Origin of the sequence: Streptomyces sp. NPDC005722 (genome assembly GCF_040630935.1) — a bacterium.
Classification (GTDB): domain Bacteria; phylum Actinomycetota; class Actinomycetes; order Streptomycetales; family Streptomycetaceae; genus Actinacidiphila.
Genome location: NZ_JBEXYN010000035.1, coordinates 40,805 through 57,337, shown reverse-complemented (window position 1 = coordinate 57,337; position 16,533 = coordinate 40,805). Strand labels below are relative to the sequence as shown.

Below are 16,533 nucleotides of genomic sequence, written 5' to 3'. Positions count from 1 at the left end.
GGCCGTGGCCGGGCGCACCCGGATTTCCACCGGGGGGCGAGTGCTGCCCGGGCGGACGGGCGGATTCCGCTTTAGGCTCCTCGATGGGTCCGGCTGCGACGTGCAGGCACGGACCGGAATCCGTCCATGCCGTTCCGGGCCGCTCTGCGCGCGCACATCGGAGCATGCGAAACAGGACAGGAGAGCGCCCCCATGACCCGAATGGCGTTCCGTCGAGGCCTTCCCGCCCTGGGCCTCACCATGGCGGCGCTCGCCGCCTGCGGCCCCTCCGCGCAGGACGTCAGCGGAGAGGCGCCGGCCGCCGCGGTCTCGCCCGGACCGTCGACGAGGCCGAACGACAAGCTGTCCATCCAGTTCGAACAGGCACTGCCCGACGTCAAGGGCAAGTCGTTCACCTCGGCGATCGTCGACTACCCGCCGAACGGGACCACGCCCCCGCACCGGCACGGGGACGCCTTCGTCTACGCCTACGTACTCAAGGGCACCGTGCGCAGCCAGCTCGCCGGCGAGCCGGTCCACACCTACCGCCAGGGCCAGTTCTGGGTCGAGCCGCCGGGCGCCCACCACGTGCTGGCGGAGAACGTCAGCGCTACGGAGCCGGCGCAACTGCTGGTCGTCTTCATCAGCAACACGGGCGAGGCGCTCAAGACCGACGACCCGTCGAGTTAGCGCGATCCCGCCACCGCGAAGGGCCGGGCCTCGCCCGGACGGGTCAGGCGCTGCCTGACGATCCGAACGAGGCCCGGGAGCGGGGCGGGGCGACTCAGACGAGCTTCGCGCGGAAGACCTGGTGCGTCTCGTCGCGCTGCGCACGGGTCGCGCCGCGGTCGCTGGTGAAGACCACGACGCCGCGGTGCAGGGCGGGCCAGGTGTTGTTGCCCCGGTGGCTCACCTGGACGGCCGCGGACCAGCCCTTCGCGCGGTCGAGGGTGGCGGTGAAGACCTTCCACCGCCAGTCGGCCGAGCGGGAGTCGTACCAGACCGCGCGGACCGTGCCGTCGGGGTCGACGCCGAGCCTGGCCCGCTGGCTCATCGCGTCGGCGTCGAGGGCCACGTTCTCGAACGCCGCCCACGTGGCGCCGCCGTCGGTGGAGCGGCTCGCCCGCAGCTGGAGGTTGGCGCCGGAGCTCTGCAGCGCGCCGCTCTCCCAGATCGCGACGAAGGTGCCGTCCTCGTCCACGGTCAGGCCCGGGTGCCGGTCGGAGCGGTCACTGACCCTGCTGACCTGGACCGGGTTGCCCCAGGCGCGGCCCGGCGCCTTGCGCACCGACGCGAGGACCTGCCAGTTGTCGGGATCCGTGCCGCCGCCGGCCGGCTGACCGGCGGGCGGGGTGTGGCCGGTCCACAGCGGGTCCGGGTCGTAGCGGTCGTCCTGCCAGGTGACCACGGCGTGGCGGCCGTCGTGGACGGCGATCGCCGGGAACAGCGAGGCGGGGTAGCGCGGGGAGCGCGCGTCGCCGGGAACGCCGGGGCTGGTGGCCTTGCCCGCCGAGGAGACGTTGACCGCGGCCCTGTCGACGCCGACGATCTGCGCGTACACGTCGAACGCACCGCCGCTGTTGTCGGACCAGGCGACCAGCGGACGCCCGTCGACCAGGGCCAGCGCCGGGTGGACGGCACGCCCCTTGCCCTTGCTGATCTTGTCCGGGGCCTTGAACGACCTGCCGCCGTCGGCGCTGTGGGCCAGCAGGATCACCGGTCGGTGCGGCTGCTCCTTGCCCAGCTCGTCCTGCCAGACCACCCATACGCCGTCCGACGCGGCGGCTATGCGCGGGAACCGCGCGGTGGCCGAACGACCGGAGAGCGTGAGGGACTTGGTCACCCTGCCCTTGGCGTCGATCCGGCGGTAGACCACCTTGCTCGCGTGGTCCTCGTGCACCTCCGCCACGACGTGCGTGATGTCGCCGACGACCGCGACGTCGGAGAAGCCGGTGAACGTGCCCGCCTCGCCGGTGACGAGTTCCGCAGCGTCACCGGCGGTGTCGGCGGCCGGGAGCGGGATCTCGGGCCGCGGCGCGGCCGGCGCGCCGACGGAGACGAAGACCGGCGAGGTGGCGCCGCGGAGCTGGTCCGGCAGGTTCGGGTCGGCGTCGGAACCGGAGGGGTCGCCGGGGGAACGGGCCTCGGCCCGGAACCAGCCGTGGTCCGTGCCCTTGAGCACGAGCGGCAGCTCGTAGCTCTCGTTGGCCCGCTGCGGCCGGTAGGTCGCGACGGGCCCTGCGGAGCGGCCGGGAGCGGCGTACACGTGGACGGTGGTCCCCTTGCCGCCCTTCACCTTCACGCGCAGGGTGGCCTTCTTGGGCAGCTTGCGGTCGGCCACGACCACCTCGTCGCCGCCGATCGCCTCGAACACGCCGTCGCCGTCGACGTCGGCCTCGATCGTCAGGAACGGCCCCGAGGTGTTCTGCGCGACCGTGGTGCGGCCGCTGCGGAAGCCGTCGAGGACGCCGAGGACGGAACGCTCCGCCGCGAAGACGTGGGTGGTGGGCGTCCCCGGGGAGTCGATGTCCCACAGTTCGCGGAAGTGGCAGTCGCTGGCCGCCGCCACGCCGAAGCGGAATCCCGCGTTCCAGCGGTTCTCCGCGTACTCGACCTGCTCGTCCGGGCCGGTGGAGACGTTGAGGACCTCGACGAGGTCCGCGCCCTGAACGCTGGCGTTGGCGTTCGGGCCCGCGGCCGGCGTGTACTCGCCGTCGTCGGGGTGGGCCTGCGACCACACCGCGCCCTGCGCGTGGGCGTCCCAGACGGACTGCTGCACGTGGCGGAAGGCCGCGGAGCCGGGCGGGTTGGCGCCGTCCACGATCACGTCCACGTTGCCCAGCACGATGGCGTGCGGCGAGCCGTTCGCCTCCTCACCCGGGATCAGCAGCAGTTCGGACGACTTCCACTGCGGGTCCCAGACCTGGTCGTACGTCCGGTGGTCGGTCAGCGGCATGAAGTCGAGGCCGGCCTTCTCGCCCTGCGCGATCTGGTCGCCGACGGGGAGGTTGCCGGGCAGTGTCTGGTGCGAGGTCTGGCGGGGGCCGCTGCCGTCCGAGGAGTGGTCGTCGTGGACGTGGGTGTCACCCGCGAGCCACTTCCCCTTGGGCGCCTTGTTCCGCTTCGAGGCGGAGACCCCGGCCGCCGGCTTGACCTTGCCGCTCGACCCGGAGGCAGGCCCCGAGGCGGCTTGGGCGGTACCCGCGCCGACGCCGACCGCCACGACGGCGGAACCCGCCAGGACGACGAACTTCCGCCGGGTGAGGGCCTCGGACCCGCGGTCCGGCTCTTCGGCCCCTGTTGCTGTTTCCATCTGCTGCGCCTTTGTGCGAGACGAACGAGTGACGCGGCATGCGAACGTTCGCGCCGCATGCCCCTGCCTGCGTCACGCTGCCAGCCGGTCCGGGTGCCGCGCATGGGTCAAACACCCCTAAGCCGCGACCGCCGCCAGGGTCAAACGCCCCGGGCACCGCACGGGCCCGCGCGCCACCCTCAGCCGCGGCGCCGTCCCGCGGGTGCGGCGGCTCCGGGGCCGCCCTGCGCTTGCACCCCGCGAGGGTGCGGGTTAGCGTCGAAAGAAGTCACCTATTTTGACTATTTTGGACGGTGTCATCCCCGACTGCAGGAGTGTGCAGCATGTCGGACAGCAAGTTCCACGAGTTCCTGACCCCCGACAACAGTGCGCTGGTCCTCGTCGACCACCAGGTGTGCCTCTACAGCGGTGTCCGGGACACCGACCTGCTGGAGCTCAAGCACAACGTGGTGGCCCTGGCGAAGGCGGCGCAGGTCCTCCACGTCCCGACCGTCGTCACCACGACCTCCGCGGAGAGCCTGTGGGGCCCGCTGATCGGCGAACTGGCCGAGGTGCTCCCCGACACGGTCAAGGTGATCGACCGGAGCACGGTCAACGCCTGGCACGACGACCGGGTCCGCGAGGCCATCACCTCCACCGGGCGCCGCAAGCTCGTCTTCACGGGCATCTCCCTGGAGGTGTGCGCGTCGCTGCCGGCCATCGCGGCGGCCGCCGAGGGGTACGACACGTACGTGGCGCTCGACGCGTCCGGGACGTTCTCGAACGCCAAGCGGGAAGCGGGCCTGATCCGGCTCCAGCAGGCGGGGGTCATCGTCAGCGACTACGCGACCCTCATGGTCGAGATCCTCGGCGACAACGCCGCGCCCGAGGCCGGCGAGGTGTACGCGGCCCTCGACATGCCGTTCGCCGTCCTCGTCGGCCAGATCTCCGCCGCGTACGGCGGCACGTGACGGCTCCTCCCCCGCGCCGTGACTGCCGCCGGGGCCGCACCGGCGGCCCCGGCACCGGGCGGTCGCGCCTCCCGGGTCCGGCCCGGTCAGTCGCCGCCCGGCAGTGCGCCCCTCGACAGCCGCAGCCGCTCGTCCAGCCAGGCGCGGGTGACGCCCCAGGCGTGCCCGTCCGGGTCGATGACGTCGAAGTGGTCCGAGCCGGGCGACATGACGAGCGTGACGTCCGCCCCCTTGGCCGTGGCGGCACGGGCGTAGGTCTGCGCGTAGACCGGCGGGATCACCTCGTCGGCCGAGCCGTGGACCACCAGCATCGGGACCGGGACCCCGCCCCCGGCGAGTTCGACGGGGGAGGCGACCGCGTACCGGTCCCCGTGTTCCGCGACGCTCCCGCCCAGCAGCAGGCGGGTGATGCCGCGCCCGGCCCGCGCCGCGACCGCGGGCCACACGTCGGGGTGGGAGGGCGGCGGCGCGTTGGACGGGACGTCGCCGTCGAAGTCCGTCAGGCCCTCGCCGAGCGCGACCGAGTCGGCGTGGACCAGGTCGAGTACCCCGGCCAGCGTCACCACGCCGATGGGCTTGACCGCGGGACGCGCGCCCGGGGCGCCGTCCGGCAGAGCGGTGCGGTGCGCGACCCAGGCGGCCAGGTGACCGCCGGCCGAGTGCCCGACGACCAGGACACGGCCGGCGTCGACCGCCGGGTCGAGGTGCGCGACGGCGTCCACGGCCGCCGCCATGTCCTCGAACGTCCCCGGCCAGCCGCCACCGGGTTCGCCGATCCTGCGGTACTCCACGTTCCAGACGGCGTAGCCGCGGGACACCAGGTCCTCGGCGAGCGGCACGACCTGCCGGCGGTCGAACATGGCCGTCCACCATCCGCCGTGCACCAGGACCACGACGGGGAAGGGCCCCTCACCCTCGGGGAGGTAGAGCTCTCCGACCTGGGAGGGCTCGCTCCCGTAGGCGATGGTCCGCACCGCCCGGGAGCCGTCGGCGTCGTCGTCGTAGCGCACACCACTCTCGGCGCTGACGAGGTGGTCGATCGTGGCGAAGAACGCGCCGATCTCGGGGATGTTGGCCCCCTTGGCGCGCGACTCGTCGAAGGCCAGGGCGTCCGTCCATTCGACGACGTCCAGCCAGGTGTCGTCGGCGACGCGTACGAGGCGCGCGGCGACGAAGCCCCGGCGGTCCTTGCGGAACGCCGACAGCATGCCGGCGCGGGCCGACAGCATGTCCGACGTCCTGTCCGGTGCGACCACGAAGGTGGTCAGCTCGATCACAGACATCCACAGCTCCTGACGGGTGGTACGCGGAACGCATTTGGTGAGCAAATTTGATAGTCACCGATCTTGACTATTCACTCTAGGCGTCCGCGGGAACGGCTGCAAGCTCGAACGACGGCGTGACGGGTCGACGCGACGGAACGCACGACGGAAGCCGGACGCGGACGTGAAGTCGGCGGCCGGGGGCGGCACACGGAGAGGCCGCGCCACTACGATCGACCCCAGTGAATTCCACGGGACGCGGAAGGGCGGCCGGACGTGCGGCGCAGTGAACGGAAAGTGACGGATCCCGACGTGGGGATCATGTCCGCGCGCCTGCTCTTCTCCGTCCAGAAGGAACTCTTCGAGAAGCTCGCCGAGCAGGGCCACCCCGATCTGCGCCCCCAGCACGGTGCCGTCCTGGGGTACATCGACGAGGACGGCAGCCGGGCGACGGAGCTGTCGCGACTGTCGGGCACCCACAAGCAGGTCATCGGGAACCTGATCGACGAACTCGAGGCCCTCGACTACGTGGAGCGCCGCCCGGATCCGAGCGACAGGCGCGCGAAGCTGATCGTGCCCACCGCCCTGGGACGCGACCAGATGCGCAAGTCCGACGCCATCATGGCCGGCATCGAGCAGCGTCACGCCGAGGAACTCGGCGAGCGGGAGTACGCGCGCTTCAAGGCCGCCTTCCGGCGGATCACCACGCTGCAGACGGAGCGCTTCGAGGAGTCCGCCACGCCCCGCAGGCGCCGCTCCACGACCGGCGGCTGACGGACCGGCACGGACGGGGAAGGGCCTGCCGGGGCCCGGGCCGCCGCCCCCGGCCGGCCCGGGTCCCGCACTACAGGCGGGCGGTCATCCCGCCGTCGATGGCGAGCGCGGCGCCGGTGATGAACCCCGTCTCGTCGCTCAGCAGGAACGCCGCGAACGCGGCGATCTCGTCCGGCCGGGCCATCCGCCCCAGCGGGTGCATCGCCTCGGCCGTGCGCCAGGAGTCCTCCGGCGACATGTCGGGGTCGGTCAGGTTGGGGTCGGTCAGCGCGAGGGCCCGCGACAGAGGGGTGTCGACGCCGCCGGTGATCAGGGCGTTGACCCGGATGCCGGCCAGGGCCGCGTCCAGCGCCGCCGACTGCGTGAGCCCTATGACACCGTGCTTGGCGGCGTTGTAGGAGGCCCGGTTCGGGTAGGCGGCCACCCCGCAGACGGAGGCGTTGTTCAGGATCGCGCCGCCGCCGCTCTCCCGGAGGGCGGGGATCTCGTACTTGAGGGCGTAGAAGACGCTGGTGAGGTTCACCGCCATGTCCGCGTGCCAGGCACTGCTGTCGATCTCGGTGACGGGGCCGTCCGCGGTGGGGGCGCCCGCGTTGTTGAAGGCGCCGTCGAGCCTGCCGTAGTGGCCCACGGCCACCTGGACCGCCTCCGCCACGTCGGCCTCCACGGTCACGTCGGCGCGCACGAAGACGGCCTCGCCGCCGGCGGCGCGGATGTCGGCCACCAGCGCCTCGCCCACCTCACGGCCGCGGGCCGCGAGGACGAGCTTCCCACCCTCGCCGGCGACGCGCTCCGCGGTCGCCCAGCCCATGCCGGAGGTGGCTCCGGTGATGAGGATGACTTTCCCTGCGAAACGTGCGTTCACGATCACTCCCATGCCCGGACCGCGGTGCGACGCCCCGGCGGCCCGCCCTCGCGCGAGGGGAAGAGGGTGGTACTAAATCTTGATTGTCCCGATTCGTACCATTGAGGGTAAGCGGCCTCGCGCCGAGCGGCAAAGGTCGTAGGCTTGCTTTCAGCAAGTCTGGAGGTGCGACATGCCAGGTCCTCGTCGTGGAACCGCCGACGGCCCGTGCCCGATCGGCCGGGCCGCCGACGTCCTGGGCGACCGGTGGACCCTGCTGATCATGCGCAACGCCACCGCCGGGATGACGCGTTTCGACGAGTTCAAGGCCGAACTGGACATCGCCGACAACGTCCTGTCCAGCCGGCTGCGGCAACTCGTCGAGTCGGGGCTGCTCGCACGCGTCCCCTACCGACCCGAGGGCGGCGGCCGGACTCGCGACGAGTACCGGCTGACACGGGCGGGCGAGGACCTGCTGCCCGTGCTGCACGCCATGATGGTCTGGGGCGACGCGCACAGCGAGCCCGCGGCCCCGACGCGGCCGATGCGTCTCGTGCACAGCACGTGCGGGGAGTCGATCGAACCCGGCCGGCGCTGCCCGCGCTGCCGGAAGCACGTGCCGCGCTCCGAGACCGCCTGGGTCAGGCCCTGGCGGGGTGACGTCACCCAGGTCCTGGGCGCCGCCTCGACCCCCTGACGCGCCCCCCGAGTCGCCTCGCGCTGCGTCGACGATGCCCGTTTTCTGGCTTTTGTTGCGAGAGCCTGTCGCGCGTCCTACTCTGGCTGGTGTAAGACAAGCCAGAAGGGAGCAGGTCATGGTCCACGACACCACGACGACGCACCCCGCGATCCGCGCACTCCCCCGTTCCGTCACACGGCTGGAGATCCCCGTCGGGGAGGACTACGAGCAGTTCCGGGCCCGCTTCGAGCAGGCCGTCCCTCCGATCGACTACCGGCACACCTTCGAGCTGGTCACCGAACGGGCTCCCTGGAGCGCCGTGCTCCGGCTCGCGGACGAGGGGGCCCCACTGGGGTTCATGATCTACTGGAAGTTCGACGGCCAGCCGCTGTTCGGCGTGGCCGGTGACGCGGCCCGCTGCACCGAGTACCTGATGGGCAACCACACCATCGCCGAGCGCATGTACCGGCACGACGCCGGTGCCCTGATGTACGCGCCCCTGCGCACCACGATCCACGAATCCCCCTCCGGCGAGGCGGTGTTCGCGATCGACCGGCCCAGCGACACGGTCGCCGCGCTCGGCCGGCCGGAGATCACGGAAGTGGGCCGCGAGCTGGACCGCAAGGTCGGCGCGCTCCTCGCCCACCTCGGTGTCCCCGTGCCCGACGAGCTGACCTGACCGGACGGCGAGGCCCCGGGCGTCCGGCCCGGCCCAGCCCGGCCCGGCGCACCCACGGACCCACGCTTCACCCGCCCGCCGTGCGGGTCGCCCCGGAGGAGGCCCCGCCGGACCCCGTACCCGCGATGCCAGCGGCCTCACGCTGGAACCGGGCGAGGGCGTGGACCGCGTCACGCGTCGCCGGGTACAGCTCCCGGTACAGGGCGTGCAGCCGGTCGTACACGGCGCTCGCGGCCGGGTCGGGCAGGCACCGGTCCCGTACCGGGTTCCAGTGCGCGGTCGCCGCCTCGTCCGCATGCCGTGCGGCGAGCCGGGCGGCACCGTAGGCGGCGCCGACGGTGACGGTGGGGATGTCCTGGGGCAGCCCGGTGACGTCGGAGACGATCCGGGTCCACAGCCCGCCCCGCGTGCCCCCGCCGACCGCGACGACCCGCTCGACGGCGGCGCCCGCGTGCCGCATGGCCTCGACGTTGTGGCGTACGCCGTGCGCGGTGGCCTCCAGCGCGGCCCGGTACAGATCCCCCCGGGTGTGCTCGACGGTGAGGCCGGCGATCACCCCGCGGGCGTCGGGGTCGGCGATCGGGGTGCGCTCGCCCGCGAAGTACGGGAGCATCGCGAGCCCCCGCGCGCCGGGGCCGCTGTCCGCGGCCTCCGCGAGCAGCGCCGCGCGGTCGGGGGCGCCGAAGAGACCGCGCAGCCACTCGGTGACGGCACCGGAGGTGGCCATGCCACCGGCGAGGGAACGCGTCCCGGGACAGGCGCCGACGGTGCTCCACAGCTCGGGCACGCGTACCTGCCCGGTGACGGTCGCGATGAGGAACATCGTCGTGCCGTACATGAGCATCAGGTCCCCCGGCCGGGTCGCGTCCACGCTGACGGCCTCGGCCCAGGCGTCGACGGTGCCGGTCAGGACGGGCGTACCGGGCGCGAGCCCGGTCGCGGCCGCCGCCCCGGCGGTGACCGTCCCGGCCTCGTCCCCGGGCCAGCGCAGCTCGGGCAGCTCCGCGTGCGGCCACACCGCGTCCACCCAGGGGCGGTACCACTCCTGCGCCCTGGTGTCGTAGAAGGGGACGGACTGGCTGGCCGAATGGTGGTCCAGCACGTAGGCGCCGGTGAGCCGGTGGACGAGGAAGGACGACGGCATGAACAGCCGCCGCGCGGCCGCGAACACCTCCGGCTCGTGCTCGGCCACCCACGCCACCTTCGGGCCCACCGCCTGCGTCGACAGCACGCTGCCGCACCGGTCGAGCACGGCCTCGCGGCCGAGTTCGGCGTCCAGCCGGGCGATCTGCGCGACGGCCCGGGTGTCCACGCCGTAGAGCACGGCCGGGCGCAACGGCCGGTTCGCGGCGTCGGCCAGCGCGACGCACGGGCCCATGCCGCTCACGCCGACGGCCTCCACGTGCACCGGCCGTGCCGCCCGTCCACCGCCGGACAGCAACTCGCGGGTGATCCCGCAGAACTCGCCCCACCACACCTCGGGGTCCATCTCGACGTGTCCCGGCGCCGGGCGGGAGACGGTGTGCTCGCGCACCGCCGTCGCGATCACCGTGCCCGAGGCGTCGACCAGGACGCCCTTGCTGCTGGATGTGCCGATGTCGACACCGAGGAAGGCCATGACTGCATGTCACCACACGCCTGCCCCGCGGCGCCGGACAAGCGGCCGTGGAGGGCGCCGAGACGCCCCCACGGCCGGGCCCGCGCTCAGTAGTTCCAGCGGTTCACGCTGCCCTCGTCCCGGCAGTGGATCGTGCGGCCGTTGCCGGCGTGCGTGGAACGGCCCACGTCGGCGGCCCGGCAGAACTGGCCGGCGTTGTAGCAGTTCCCGGAGTTGGAGACGATCTCGCAGGTGGCGCTCGTGTCGCCGCTGCCGGCCGAGCCGCTTCCGGAACCCGGCTTCTCGTCGGCGCGGACCGGCGGCGAGTAGTCCGGATCGTTCGTCCTGTCCTTGTAGGTGCCCTTCTTGGCCGGGCACGTCCCCTCCACCAGCCACAGCGTCACCTTGGGGTCGTCCACGACCCGCGTCGCGGGGGCGGGGGCCTGGAAGCACACCTTCCAGTCGTCGTACTCGCCCTCCTCCGCGGAGGTGTCGTCCACGTCGACGTCCGCGTAGGCGGCCTTGAGGGTGACCTGTCCGTCCGTGACCTTGCCGACGGCCGTCAGGGCCTTGTCGTAGCCGCGGCCGACGACCGCAGGCATCGTGGGCCACGGGATCGGCCTGCCGTCTGCCGTGGGGCAGGGGGCGTCACCGGGCACCGTGGCGAAGTCGACGCTCCGGTAGGTGACCTTCTCGAAGCACACCGTCCAGTCGTCGCCAGGGGCGGCGTCCCGCTCGCTCGCGTCATGGGCGGAGACCGCGTAGCCGTGCTTCCCGGCGACCTGCTTCGCCGCGCCGAGCCGGCTCTTCACCTGGCTGGTCATGGCCGCGGGCGCCACGGTCGCCGTGACCGTCACCGTCGGCGTGGGTTCGGCCTTCGCGGTGCTCCCGGTGTCCCCGCCGGAGGCGGTGACGGCTCCACCGCAGCCGGCGCCGAGGACGAATATCAGGGCTCCGATGCCGATGCGCTTGAGCCACTTCCGCCTGCCCGAAGTGTCCGGGGGACTCGTCGGGCCGGGGGATCCGGCCTGCGGCGGGGACTGCCAACCGGCGCCCCAAGGCGCGGGGTTCTGGGGGTTCACGTGCGTTCCTCGCCGATGGTTCCGACGGGTGCGGGTCTTCGTCGCACCGGTCTGCCGGGTGGCGAAGACATGGTGGACTTCGCCTGAGATTGCGGGAGATTATCGGATCAACCAGATCGTGTCGACGTTCTTGTCAGGATTTCGCGGACAACCTCCCCACGGACGGCGGACCGCGCGGTTCCGGACGTCGCCCGGCCGCCGAACATCGCGCGAGCCCCCGCGACTTGACCGGCCGGCAGCGACTTCGGGGACACGTCGTTCCGGCCCGCGGCGGAGGCCTCGGGGCCGGTCGCCGGCGGGACGGGGCGGGCACCGGGGTGGGCCCGATGCGTACCGGGTCGGGGCCCGTCGGGTGTGGCGACGGTCAGCGCACGAGCCCGGTCAGCGGCGGCATGGCCACGCCCGACGCGGCGAGTGCCGCACGGCGTACACCGAGGTCCCGCCCCGCGTCGAATGATCTCTGCCCGCCAGGGGCCGGAGCCTCATCCCGCCCGTGCTCACGGGCCGGGCCGGGACACCCGAGCGCATCGCGGAGATCGAGACCGGCGGAGCCGCCTGCGGGGATCATGGCTGCGCTCCCCGGAGCCGGGGCGAGTTGATCGTTGCCCCATGCAGCAATTAGGCTCTTGCATGGTCAAGTACATTGTCGGCCATCCTGAACGGAGACCGCCCGACGAGGACGCCTGACCCGCGACCGGTCTGCCACGTACCGGGCAACGACACGACGAGCGGCGCCCACCGACGCCGCCCGAGCTAAGGAGGACCCGGGGTGACCGGCAGATCGCGCAATCCCTACGGATTCTGGTACCGGCTGGCCGCGGCCATCGCCAAGCCCGTGCTGTTCGTGCTCGTCAGACACCGGTGGCGCGGTTACGAGCACATGCCGGCCGAGGGCGGCTTCGTCACCGCCGTCAACCACATCTCGTACTTCGACCCGCTGACCTACGGGCACTACCAGTACAACAGCGGCCGGCCGGCCCGCCTCCTCGCCAAGGCCTCCCTCTTCAAGATCCCCTTCGTCGGAACGGTGTTGCACAAGAGCGGCCAGATACCCGTCCACCGCGGGACCGCCGACGCCGCCCACGCGCTCCGGGACGCGATCGCCGCGGTGAACGCGGGCGAGTGCGTCGCGGTCTACCCCGAGGGCACGGTCACCCGTGACCCGGAGCTGTGGCCGATGGCCGCCAAGACCGGCGCGGCGCGCATCGCGCTGACGACCGGCGCGCCCGTCATCCCCGTCGCCCAGTGGGGCGCCCACCGCATAGCGCCGCCGTACGCGCGCGGGGGCCGGGGCGACCGCCGGGTGTGGCTGGTGCCCCGCCAGACGGTCCACGTCGTGGCCGGGCCGCCGGTCGACCTCAGCCGCCACCACGGCAAGGACCTCACCCCCGACGTCCTCAAGGGGGCCACCGAGGACATCATGGCCGCCATCACCGCGCTCCTCGCCGACATCCGCGGCGAGCAGCCGCCCGCCGAGCCGCACTCCCTGCGGCGTCCGGCACGTCAGCCCGCCAAGTAGCCGGGCCACCGCGTCGCCTCCCGGACGGGCGCCGGTTCGCACGACGGCCCGTTCAGCCCTCACGCATGCCGCGCGCCTCGGACACGAGTGTCCGGGGCAGCTCCGGCCCCGCACACGCGCAGTCGATCAGCAGGTTCCGGTAGGCGGCGTTCGCCAGCCGCGGCGCCAGGGCGATCAGGGCCCTCAGGTCGTCGGGCGAGCCGGTCAGGCGCGTGCGGTAGGCCGCGGCGGCGGCGCGCAGGGAGACCTCGTCGGGTTCGTGCTCCAGGCCCCGTTCGACCAGGCTCACGGCCGCGGAGAAGTCGCCCTGCCCGGCACGCACGTCCGCCAGGTCCAGGTAGAGGGACCAGTTGGCGGGGTCCAGGACCAGGGCGCGTTCGAAGGCGGCCGCGGCCTGGTCCGGTTCGCCCATGACGCGCCAGGTGGCCGCTCGCGCGACCGCGGTCCACATGACCGGGGCGACGGCGTCGGCGCGGTCGCACAGCGCGAAGGCCAGCTCGTACCGGCCGCAGGCACGGGGCAGCCGGGCCATGGCGGCCAGCGACTCCGGGACGGGCGCGCGTGCCGACACCGCGTCGAGGGCGTGGAACCAGGGCGCGAACCGCTCGCGCGTCCCGTCGGTGTCCAGGTCGTGGCCGTGGTCCAGGATGCGCAGGCACGCCTCGGCCAGCGCCTGGGCGCTCACCCCGTCGAGGAAGCGAACGTCGCCGAACCAGGGTGCGGCGCCCCATGCCACGTCGGGCCGCGCGCCCGTGACCGAGCCGAGGGTCATCACCGCGTCGTCCAGGTCCCCTTCGAGGAAGAAGAAGTACCCCTGCGCCAGCACGGCGCTCAGGGAACCGTGCTCTTCGAGCCTCTTCCTCAGCTCCGGGGGCCGGTCCCGCCACAACTCGGCGAGGGCCTCGTAGGGTTCCGGAGCCGCGGGGGCCGCGGCTATCGCCCCCACGAGGAGTTCCACGGCCTGGACGGGGTTCCCGCCGCAGTGCGCCATCACCCGGGCGAGACCGACTCCCGCGGCCACTGAACGATTCGACATCGTCCGAGAATAGTCGTGGCCAGGGACACCTACAGCGGCCGGTACCAGCCCGGGGCGCCGGTGTCCTCACGCCGCGGTCGCGTCACCGACCCGCCGACGGCACACGGGACCGGCCCGGTGAACGGGGCTGCCGAGGACGACGGCTATCCGAGCCACGAACCGATGCCGTCCCACGCGGCCTCCAGCTCGCGTGCGTGCACCCGGCCGAGTCGGGCCCGCACCAGGCGGTGCGCGTCGAGCATCTCCTGCTTCCCGCCCATCCCGTCCAACTCGGCTCCGATCTCCCGGGTCCGCGGGTCCTTCTCCCCCTCCGCGGTCAGAAACCCGTGAGAGAGGCCGATCGCACAGAGCTGGTCCACGAGGCGGCCGGTACGGTCGTCCTCGTCACCGGCGGACGCCCCCAGGCGCAGCGACAGTGCCGGCTCCGCGGCCGGGCCGGCTGCGTCGACCGGAGGGCCTCCCTCCCCGCGCGCCTGAAGGCGACGCCGGACGTGATCAGGGTAGGACCGCTCCCGAAGCGCACGGCGCCGGCTCCCACGTGCCACGACGAACACGCCCGCCAAGGCCACCGACGCGACGGCCAGAACGAGCAGCGCGGCCGGAACCATGTCGCCTCCCCATGTGGCGTCGCTCGGCCGATGCGGCCATCCGGTGCTCTACCCCACGGATCGCCGGCGACCCCTCCCGCCGCCGCACTGCACGCGAACGGGGTCCTCAGCCGCGCCCCCGGCCCTGGGCGGGCGTGCGCGAGGTGACGATGGGCTCGAGCAGCCGTCGCGGGGTGTTGATCACGCTGGAGACGGGATCGGCGTCCCGTCCCGACGGACGGTAGCCCGGTCCGGGTTCGGATCGGATGTCCTGGACCGGGACGACCGCGCCGCATTCCCGGCAGCGCCCGTCATGATCGAGGTGTCCCCCGTCGAGGTCGTGGCTCAGGAGGCGCTTGACGCCGTTCGGGGAGTAGAAGGACTCCCCCCAGTTCATCAGGGAGTGCACGACCGGCCACAGGGCGATGCCCTTGTCGGTCAGCCGGTACTCGACGCCGCCCGCCGCGTCGTCCTCGCGCGAGAGCACGCCTTCCTGCACCAGCGCCTTGAGCCGGCTGGTCAACACGGCGCGCGGGATGCCGAGCTGGGTGGCGAAGTCCCCGAACCGCCGCACCCCGTAGAACGCGTCGCGGACGATCAGCAGCGTCCACCGTTCTCCGACGACTTCCAACGTGCGCGCAAGGGGGCAGTTCCCGTCGGCATAGGTGTTGGGGAGGGTCATGCCCTCGATCCTACCAGGGCGGTTCACTCACCGAACCGAGCGGTGTTACGGTGGGGACAGGAGGCGGTTCAGTCACTGAACCACCCGCTGCGCGGCTGCCCGGCCACCCGGCTGCCCGCATTGATCTTGGGAGCGTTTCCGCATGTACCAGTTCCTCGTCTCCTTCACCGTCCGGCCCGAGCACCGCGACGACTTCGTACGGGCGGCCCGCAAGGCGGCACGGGACTCCCTCGCCAACGAACCCGGCTCCCACCGGTTCGAGGTCATCGCCGACGAGGAGGACCCCGACGTCTTCTACCTCAACGAGGTCTACGCGGACGTCGAGGCCTTCAACGTCCACGCCGGCGGACCGTACTTCGCGGAGTTCTTCGCCGCGGCCGGCGGTTACGCCCAGGGCCCGACGTGGCTCATGAGGGGCAACCACGTCGGCGACACGGCGTCCGCGTGACCCGGGGCGAGCGGGACACGACGGCGCCCGGCGGCGCGACACGAACGCGCCGGTACGTTCTCGCCGAGCGGCCCGCCTCACCGGTCGGCCCGCTGCGTGAAGGCGTCCTGCGCTACGAGGAGGACGTGCCCGTGCCGGAGCTCGGGGCCGGACAGGTACGGGTGGGGGTCGAGTGGATCTCGCTGGACCCCGCCACCCGGAGCTGGATGAACGACACCCCGGGCTCCCTGCCGCCCTCCCCCCTGGGTGAGGTCATGCGCGCGCTGGGTGCGGGCACGGTGGGCGCGTCCAGGCACCCGGACTTCGCCGTCGGGGATCGGGCCTGCGGGCTGCTCGGGCTGCAGGAGGACGCCGTCGTGGAGGGCGCCGTCCTGCGGCGCGTCCCGGACGGGGTGCCCCTGCAGGCCTCGCTGAACACCCTGGGCATCGCGGGACAGACCGCCTGGCTGGGGCTGCGCGACATCGGGCGGCCCCGGCGGGGCGAGACCGTCGTCGTCACCGCGGCGGCCGGCGCCGTCGGATCGGTCGCCGTCCAGCTCGCGGTCGCCGCCGGCGCGCGGGTGGTCGGTGTCGCCGGCACACCCGAGAAGTGCGCGTGGGTACGGGAGATCGGTGCCGCGGAGTGCGTCGACCACCAGGCGGAGGACGTGTCGTCGGCCTGTGCGCGCCTGTGCCCCGACGGGGTCGACGTCGTGTTCGACAACGTCGGCGGGGCGACGCTCGACGCCCTCCTCCCGCACCTGGCGGCCGACGCCCGGGTCGTCCTGTGCGGGGCGATCTCCCGCCACCAGGGCGGAAGCGGCCCGGATCCCCTGCACAACTGGTTCCACCTGCTGCCCGCCAGGGCCCGGATGCAGGGCTTCATCTACATGGACCACCAGGACCGTTTCGACGAGATCGAAGCCGACCTGCTGCCCCGGGTGCGCCGGGGCGAGCTGCGCAGCCGCGAGCACGTGGTCGAAGGACTGACGGCGGCACCGGCGGCCCTGCACACCCTCTTCGACGGCACGAACACCGGCAAGCTCCTCGTGCGCGTCGCCCGTTCCTGACCCGTGCCCGCCGTACACGGGCCGCCCGGTGGGGCCCGGCAGGCATCACCACA

At 73.1% G+C, this 16,533-nt stretch carries 16 protein-coding genes; 8 read left to right on the top strand and 8 right to left on the bottom strand.

Features of this window, described 5'->3' with window-relative positions:
* The first annotated feature begins 192 nt into the window (after positions 1-192).
* On the top strand, positions 193-669 hold the full coding sequence (locus ABZ479_RS30675) for a cupin domain-containing protein (protein ID WP_500464599.1): 477 nt from the start codon (positions 193-195) through the stop codon (positions 667-669).
* A gap of 94 nt (positions 670-763) precedes the next feature.
* Here the strand turns inward: ABZ479_RS30675 and ABZ479_RS30670 are convergent, their stop codons facing one another.
* Positions 764-3,292 carry a CehA/McbA family metallohydrolase gene (locus ABZ479_RS30670; protein WP_500464598.1) on the bottom strand — a complete coding sequence of 843 codons (2,529 nt, stop codon included), beginning with the start codon at positions 3,290-3,292 and terminating at the stop codon, positions 764-766.
* 323 nt (positions 3,293-3,615) lie between these two features.
* On the opposite strand from ABZ479_RS30670, the gene ABZ479_RS30665 reads away from it, so the two are divergent.
* Positions 3,616-4,242, top strand: coding sequence for an isochorismatase family protein (locus ABZ479_RS30665; RefSeq protein ID WP_500464597.1), 627 nt, complete (start codon positions 3,616-3,618; stop codon positions 4,240-4,242).
* A gap of 86 nt (positions 4,243-4,328) precedes the next feature.
* On the opposite strand, the gene ABZ479_RS30660 is transcribed toward ABZ479_RS30665, so the two are convergent.
* Positions 4,329-5,525, bottom strand: coding sequence for an alpha/beta hydrolase family protein (locus ABZ479_RS30660; protein ID WP_500464596.1), 1,197 nt, complete (start codon positions 5,523-5,525; stop codon positions 4,329-4,331).
* A 276-nt stretch (positions 5,526-5,801) separates the two neighbouring features.
* On the opposite strand from ABZ479_RS30660, the gene ABZ479_RS30655 reads away from it, so the two are divergent.
* Positions 5,802-6,278: a MarR family winged helix-turn-helix transcriptional regulator gene (locus ABZ479_RS30655; protein WP_500464595.1), complete on the top strand. Its 477-nt coding sequence runs from the start codon at positions 5,802-5,804 to the stop codon at positions 6,276-6,278.
* Positions 6,279-6,348: 70 nt separating this feature from the next.
* Here the strand turns inward: ABZ479_RS30655 and ABZ479_RS30650 are convergent, their stop codons facing one another.
* Entirely contained in the window at positions 6,349-7,143 is a 795-nt protein-coding gene (locus tag ABZ479_RS30650) for an SDR family NAD(P)-dependent oxidoreductase (protein ID WP_500464594.1), read from the bottom strand.
* Positions 7,144-7,315: 172 nt separating this feature from the next.
* Here ABZ479_RS30650 and ABZ479_RS30645 point away from each other — a divergent pair, with 172 nt between their 5' ends.
* On the top strand, positions 7,316-7,819 hold the full coding sequence (locus ABZ479_RS30645) for a winged helix-turn-helix transcriptional regulator (protein WP_500464593.1): 504 nt from the start codon (positions 7,316-7,318) through the stop codon (positions 7,817-7,819).
* Between the two features lie 118 nt (positions 7,820-7,937).
* The gene (locus ABZ479_RS30640) at positions 7,938-8,480 is read left to right on the top strand and encodes a DUF302 domain-containing protein (RefSeq protein WP_500464592.1); all 543 of its coding nucleotides are present in this window, start codon (positions 7,938-7,940) and stop codon (positions 8,478-8,480) included.
* A gap of 67 nt (positions 8,481-8,547) precedes the next feature.
* Here ABZ479_RS30640 and ABZ479_RS30635 read toward each other — a convergent pair whose 3' ends face one another.
* Positions 8,548-10,098, bottom strand: coding sequence for an FGGY-family carbohydrate kinase (locus ABZ479_RS30635; protein ID WP_500464591.1), 1,551 nt, complete (start codon positions 10,096-10,098; stop codon positions 8,548-8,550).
* Between the two features lie 86 nt (positions 10,099-10,184).
* Positions 10,185-11,159: a hypothetical protein gene (locus ABZ479_RS30630; protein ID WP_500464590.1), complete on the bottom strand. Its 975-nt coding sequence runs from the start codon at positions 11,157-11,159 to the stop codon at positions 10,185-10,187.
* Between the two features lie 769 nt (positions 11,160-11,928).
* On the opposite strand from ABZ479_RS30630, the gene ABZ479_RS30625 reads away from it, so the two are divergent.
* Positions 11,929-12,678 carry a lysophospholipid acyltransferase family protein gene (locus tag ABZ479_RS30625; RefSeq protein WP_500464589.1) on the top strand — a complete coding sequence of 250 codons (750 nt, stop codon included), beginning with the start codon at positions 11,929-11,931 and terminating at the stop codon, positions 12,676-12,678.
* Between the two features lie 52 nt (positions 12,679-12,730).
* On the opposite strand, the gene ABZ479_RS30620 is transcribed toward ABZ479_RS30625, so the two are convergent.
* The 3 genes from ABZ479_RS30620 to ABZ479_RS30610 form a co-directional block, all read right to left on the bottom strand.
* Entirely contained in the window at positions 12,731-13,714 is a 984-nt protein-coding gene (locus tag ABZ479_RS30620) for a tetratricopeptide repeat protein (RefSeq protein WP_500464588.1), read from the bottom strand.
* Between the two features lie 143 nt (positions 13,715-13,857).
* Positions 13,858-14,073: a hypothetical protein gene (locus ABZ479_RS30615; RefSeq protein ID WP_500464587.1), complete on the bottom strand. Its 216-nt coding sequence runs from the start codon at positions 14,071-14,073 to the stop codon at positions 13,858-13,860.
* Positions 14,074-14,428: 355 nt separating this feature from the next.
* On the bottom strand, positions 14,429-14,983 hold the full coding sequence (locus tag ABZ479_RS30610; RefSeq protein WP_500464586.1) for a winged helix-turn-helix transcriptional regulator: 555 nt from the start codon (positions 14,981-14,983) through the stop codon (positions 14,429-14,431).
* 142 nt (positions 14,984-15,125) lie between these two features.
* Here ABZ479_RS30610 and ABZ479_RS30605 point away from each other — a divergent pair, with 142 nt between their 5' ends.
* A complete protein-coding gene (locus tag ABZ479_RS30605) occupies positions 15,126-15,431 on the top strand; it encodes a putative quinol monooxygenase (RefSeq protein ID WP_500464585.1) in 306 nt (101 codons plus the stop codon).
* Positions 15,428-16,480 carry an NADP-dependent oxidoreductase gene (locus ABZ479_RS30600; protein ID WP_500464584.1) on the top strand — a complete coding sequence of 351 codons (1,053 nt, stop codon included), beginning with the start codon at positions 15,428-15,430 and terminating at the stop codon, positions 16,478-16,480. Before ABZ479_RS30605 ends, ABZ479_RS30600 begins: the two co-directional genes overlap by 4 nt.
* Positions 16,481-16,533 lie beyond the last annotated feature (53 nt).

Excerpts from the sequence above, each read along its gene's own strand:
- ABZ479_RS30640 (WP_500464592.1), top strand. The coding sequence starts at position 7,938 with ATGGTCCACGACACCACGACGACGCACCCCGCGATCCGCGCACTCCCC.
- ABZ479_RS30620 (WP_500464588.1), bottom strand. The coding sequence starts at position 13,714 with ATGTCGAATCGTTCAGTGGCCGCGGGAGTCGGTCTCGCCCGGGTGATG.
- ABZ479_RS30645 (WP_500464593.1), top strand. The coding sequence starts at position 7,316 with ATGCCAGGTCCTCGTCGTGGAACCGCCGACGGCCCGTGCCCGATCGGC.
- ABZ479_RS30675 (WP_500464599.1), top strand. The coding sequence starts at position 193 with ATGACCCGAATGGCGTTCCGTCGAGGCCTTCCCGCCCTGGGCCTCACC.
- ABZ479_RS30635 (WP_500464591.1), bottom strand. The coding sequence starts at position 10,098 with ATGGCCTTCCTCGGTGTCGACATCGGCACATCCAGCAGCAAGGGCGTC.
- ABZ479_RS30660 (WP_500464596.1), bottom strand. The coding sequence starts at position 5,525 with ATGTCTGTGATCGAGCTGACCACCTTCGTGGTCGCACCGGACAGGACG.
- ABZ479_RS30605 (WP_500464585.1), top strand. The coding sequence starts at position 15,126 with ATGTACCAGTTCCTCGTCTCCTTCACCGTCCGGCCCGAGCACCGCGAC.
- ABZ479_RS30610 (WP_500464586.1), bottom strand. The coding sequence starts at position 14,983 with ATGACCCTCCCCAACACCTATGCCGACGGGAACTGCCCCCTTGCGCGC.
- ABZ479_RS30665 (WP_500464597.1), top strand. The coding sequence starts at position 3,616 with ATGTCGGACAGCAAGTTCCACGAGTTCCTGACCCCCGACAACAGTGCG.
- ABZ479_RS30670 (WP_500464598.1), bottom strand. The coding sequence starts at position 3,292 with ATGGAAACAGCAACAGGGGCCGAAGAGCCGGACCGCGGGTCCGAGGCC.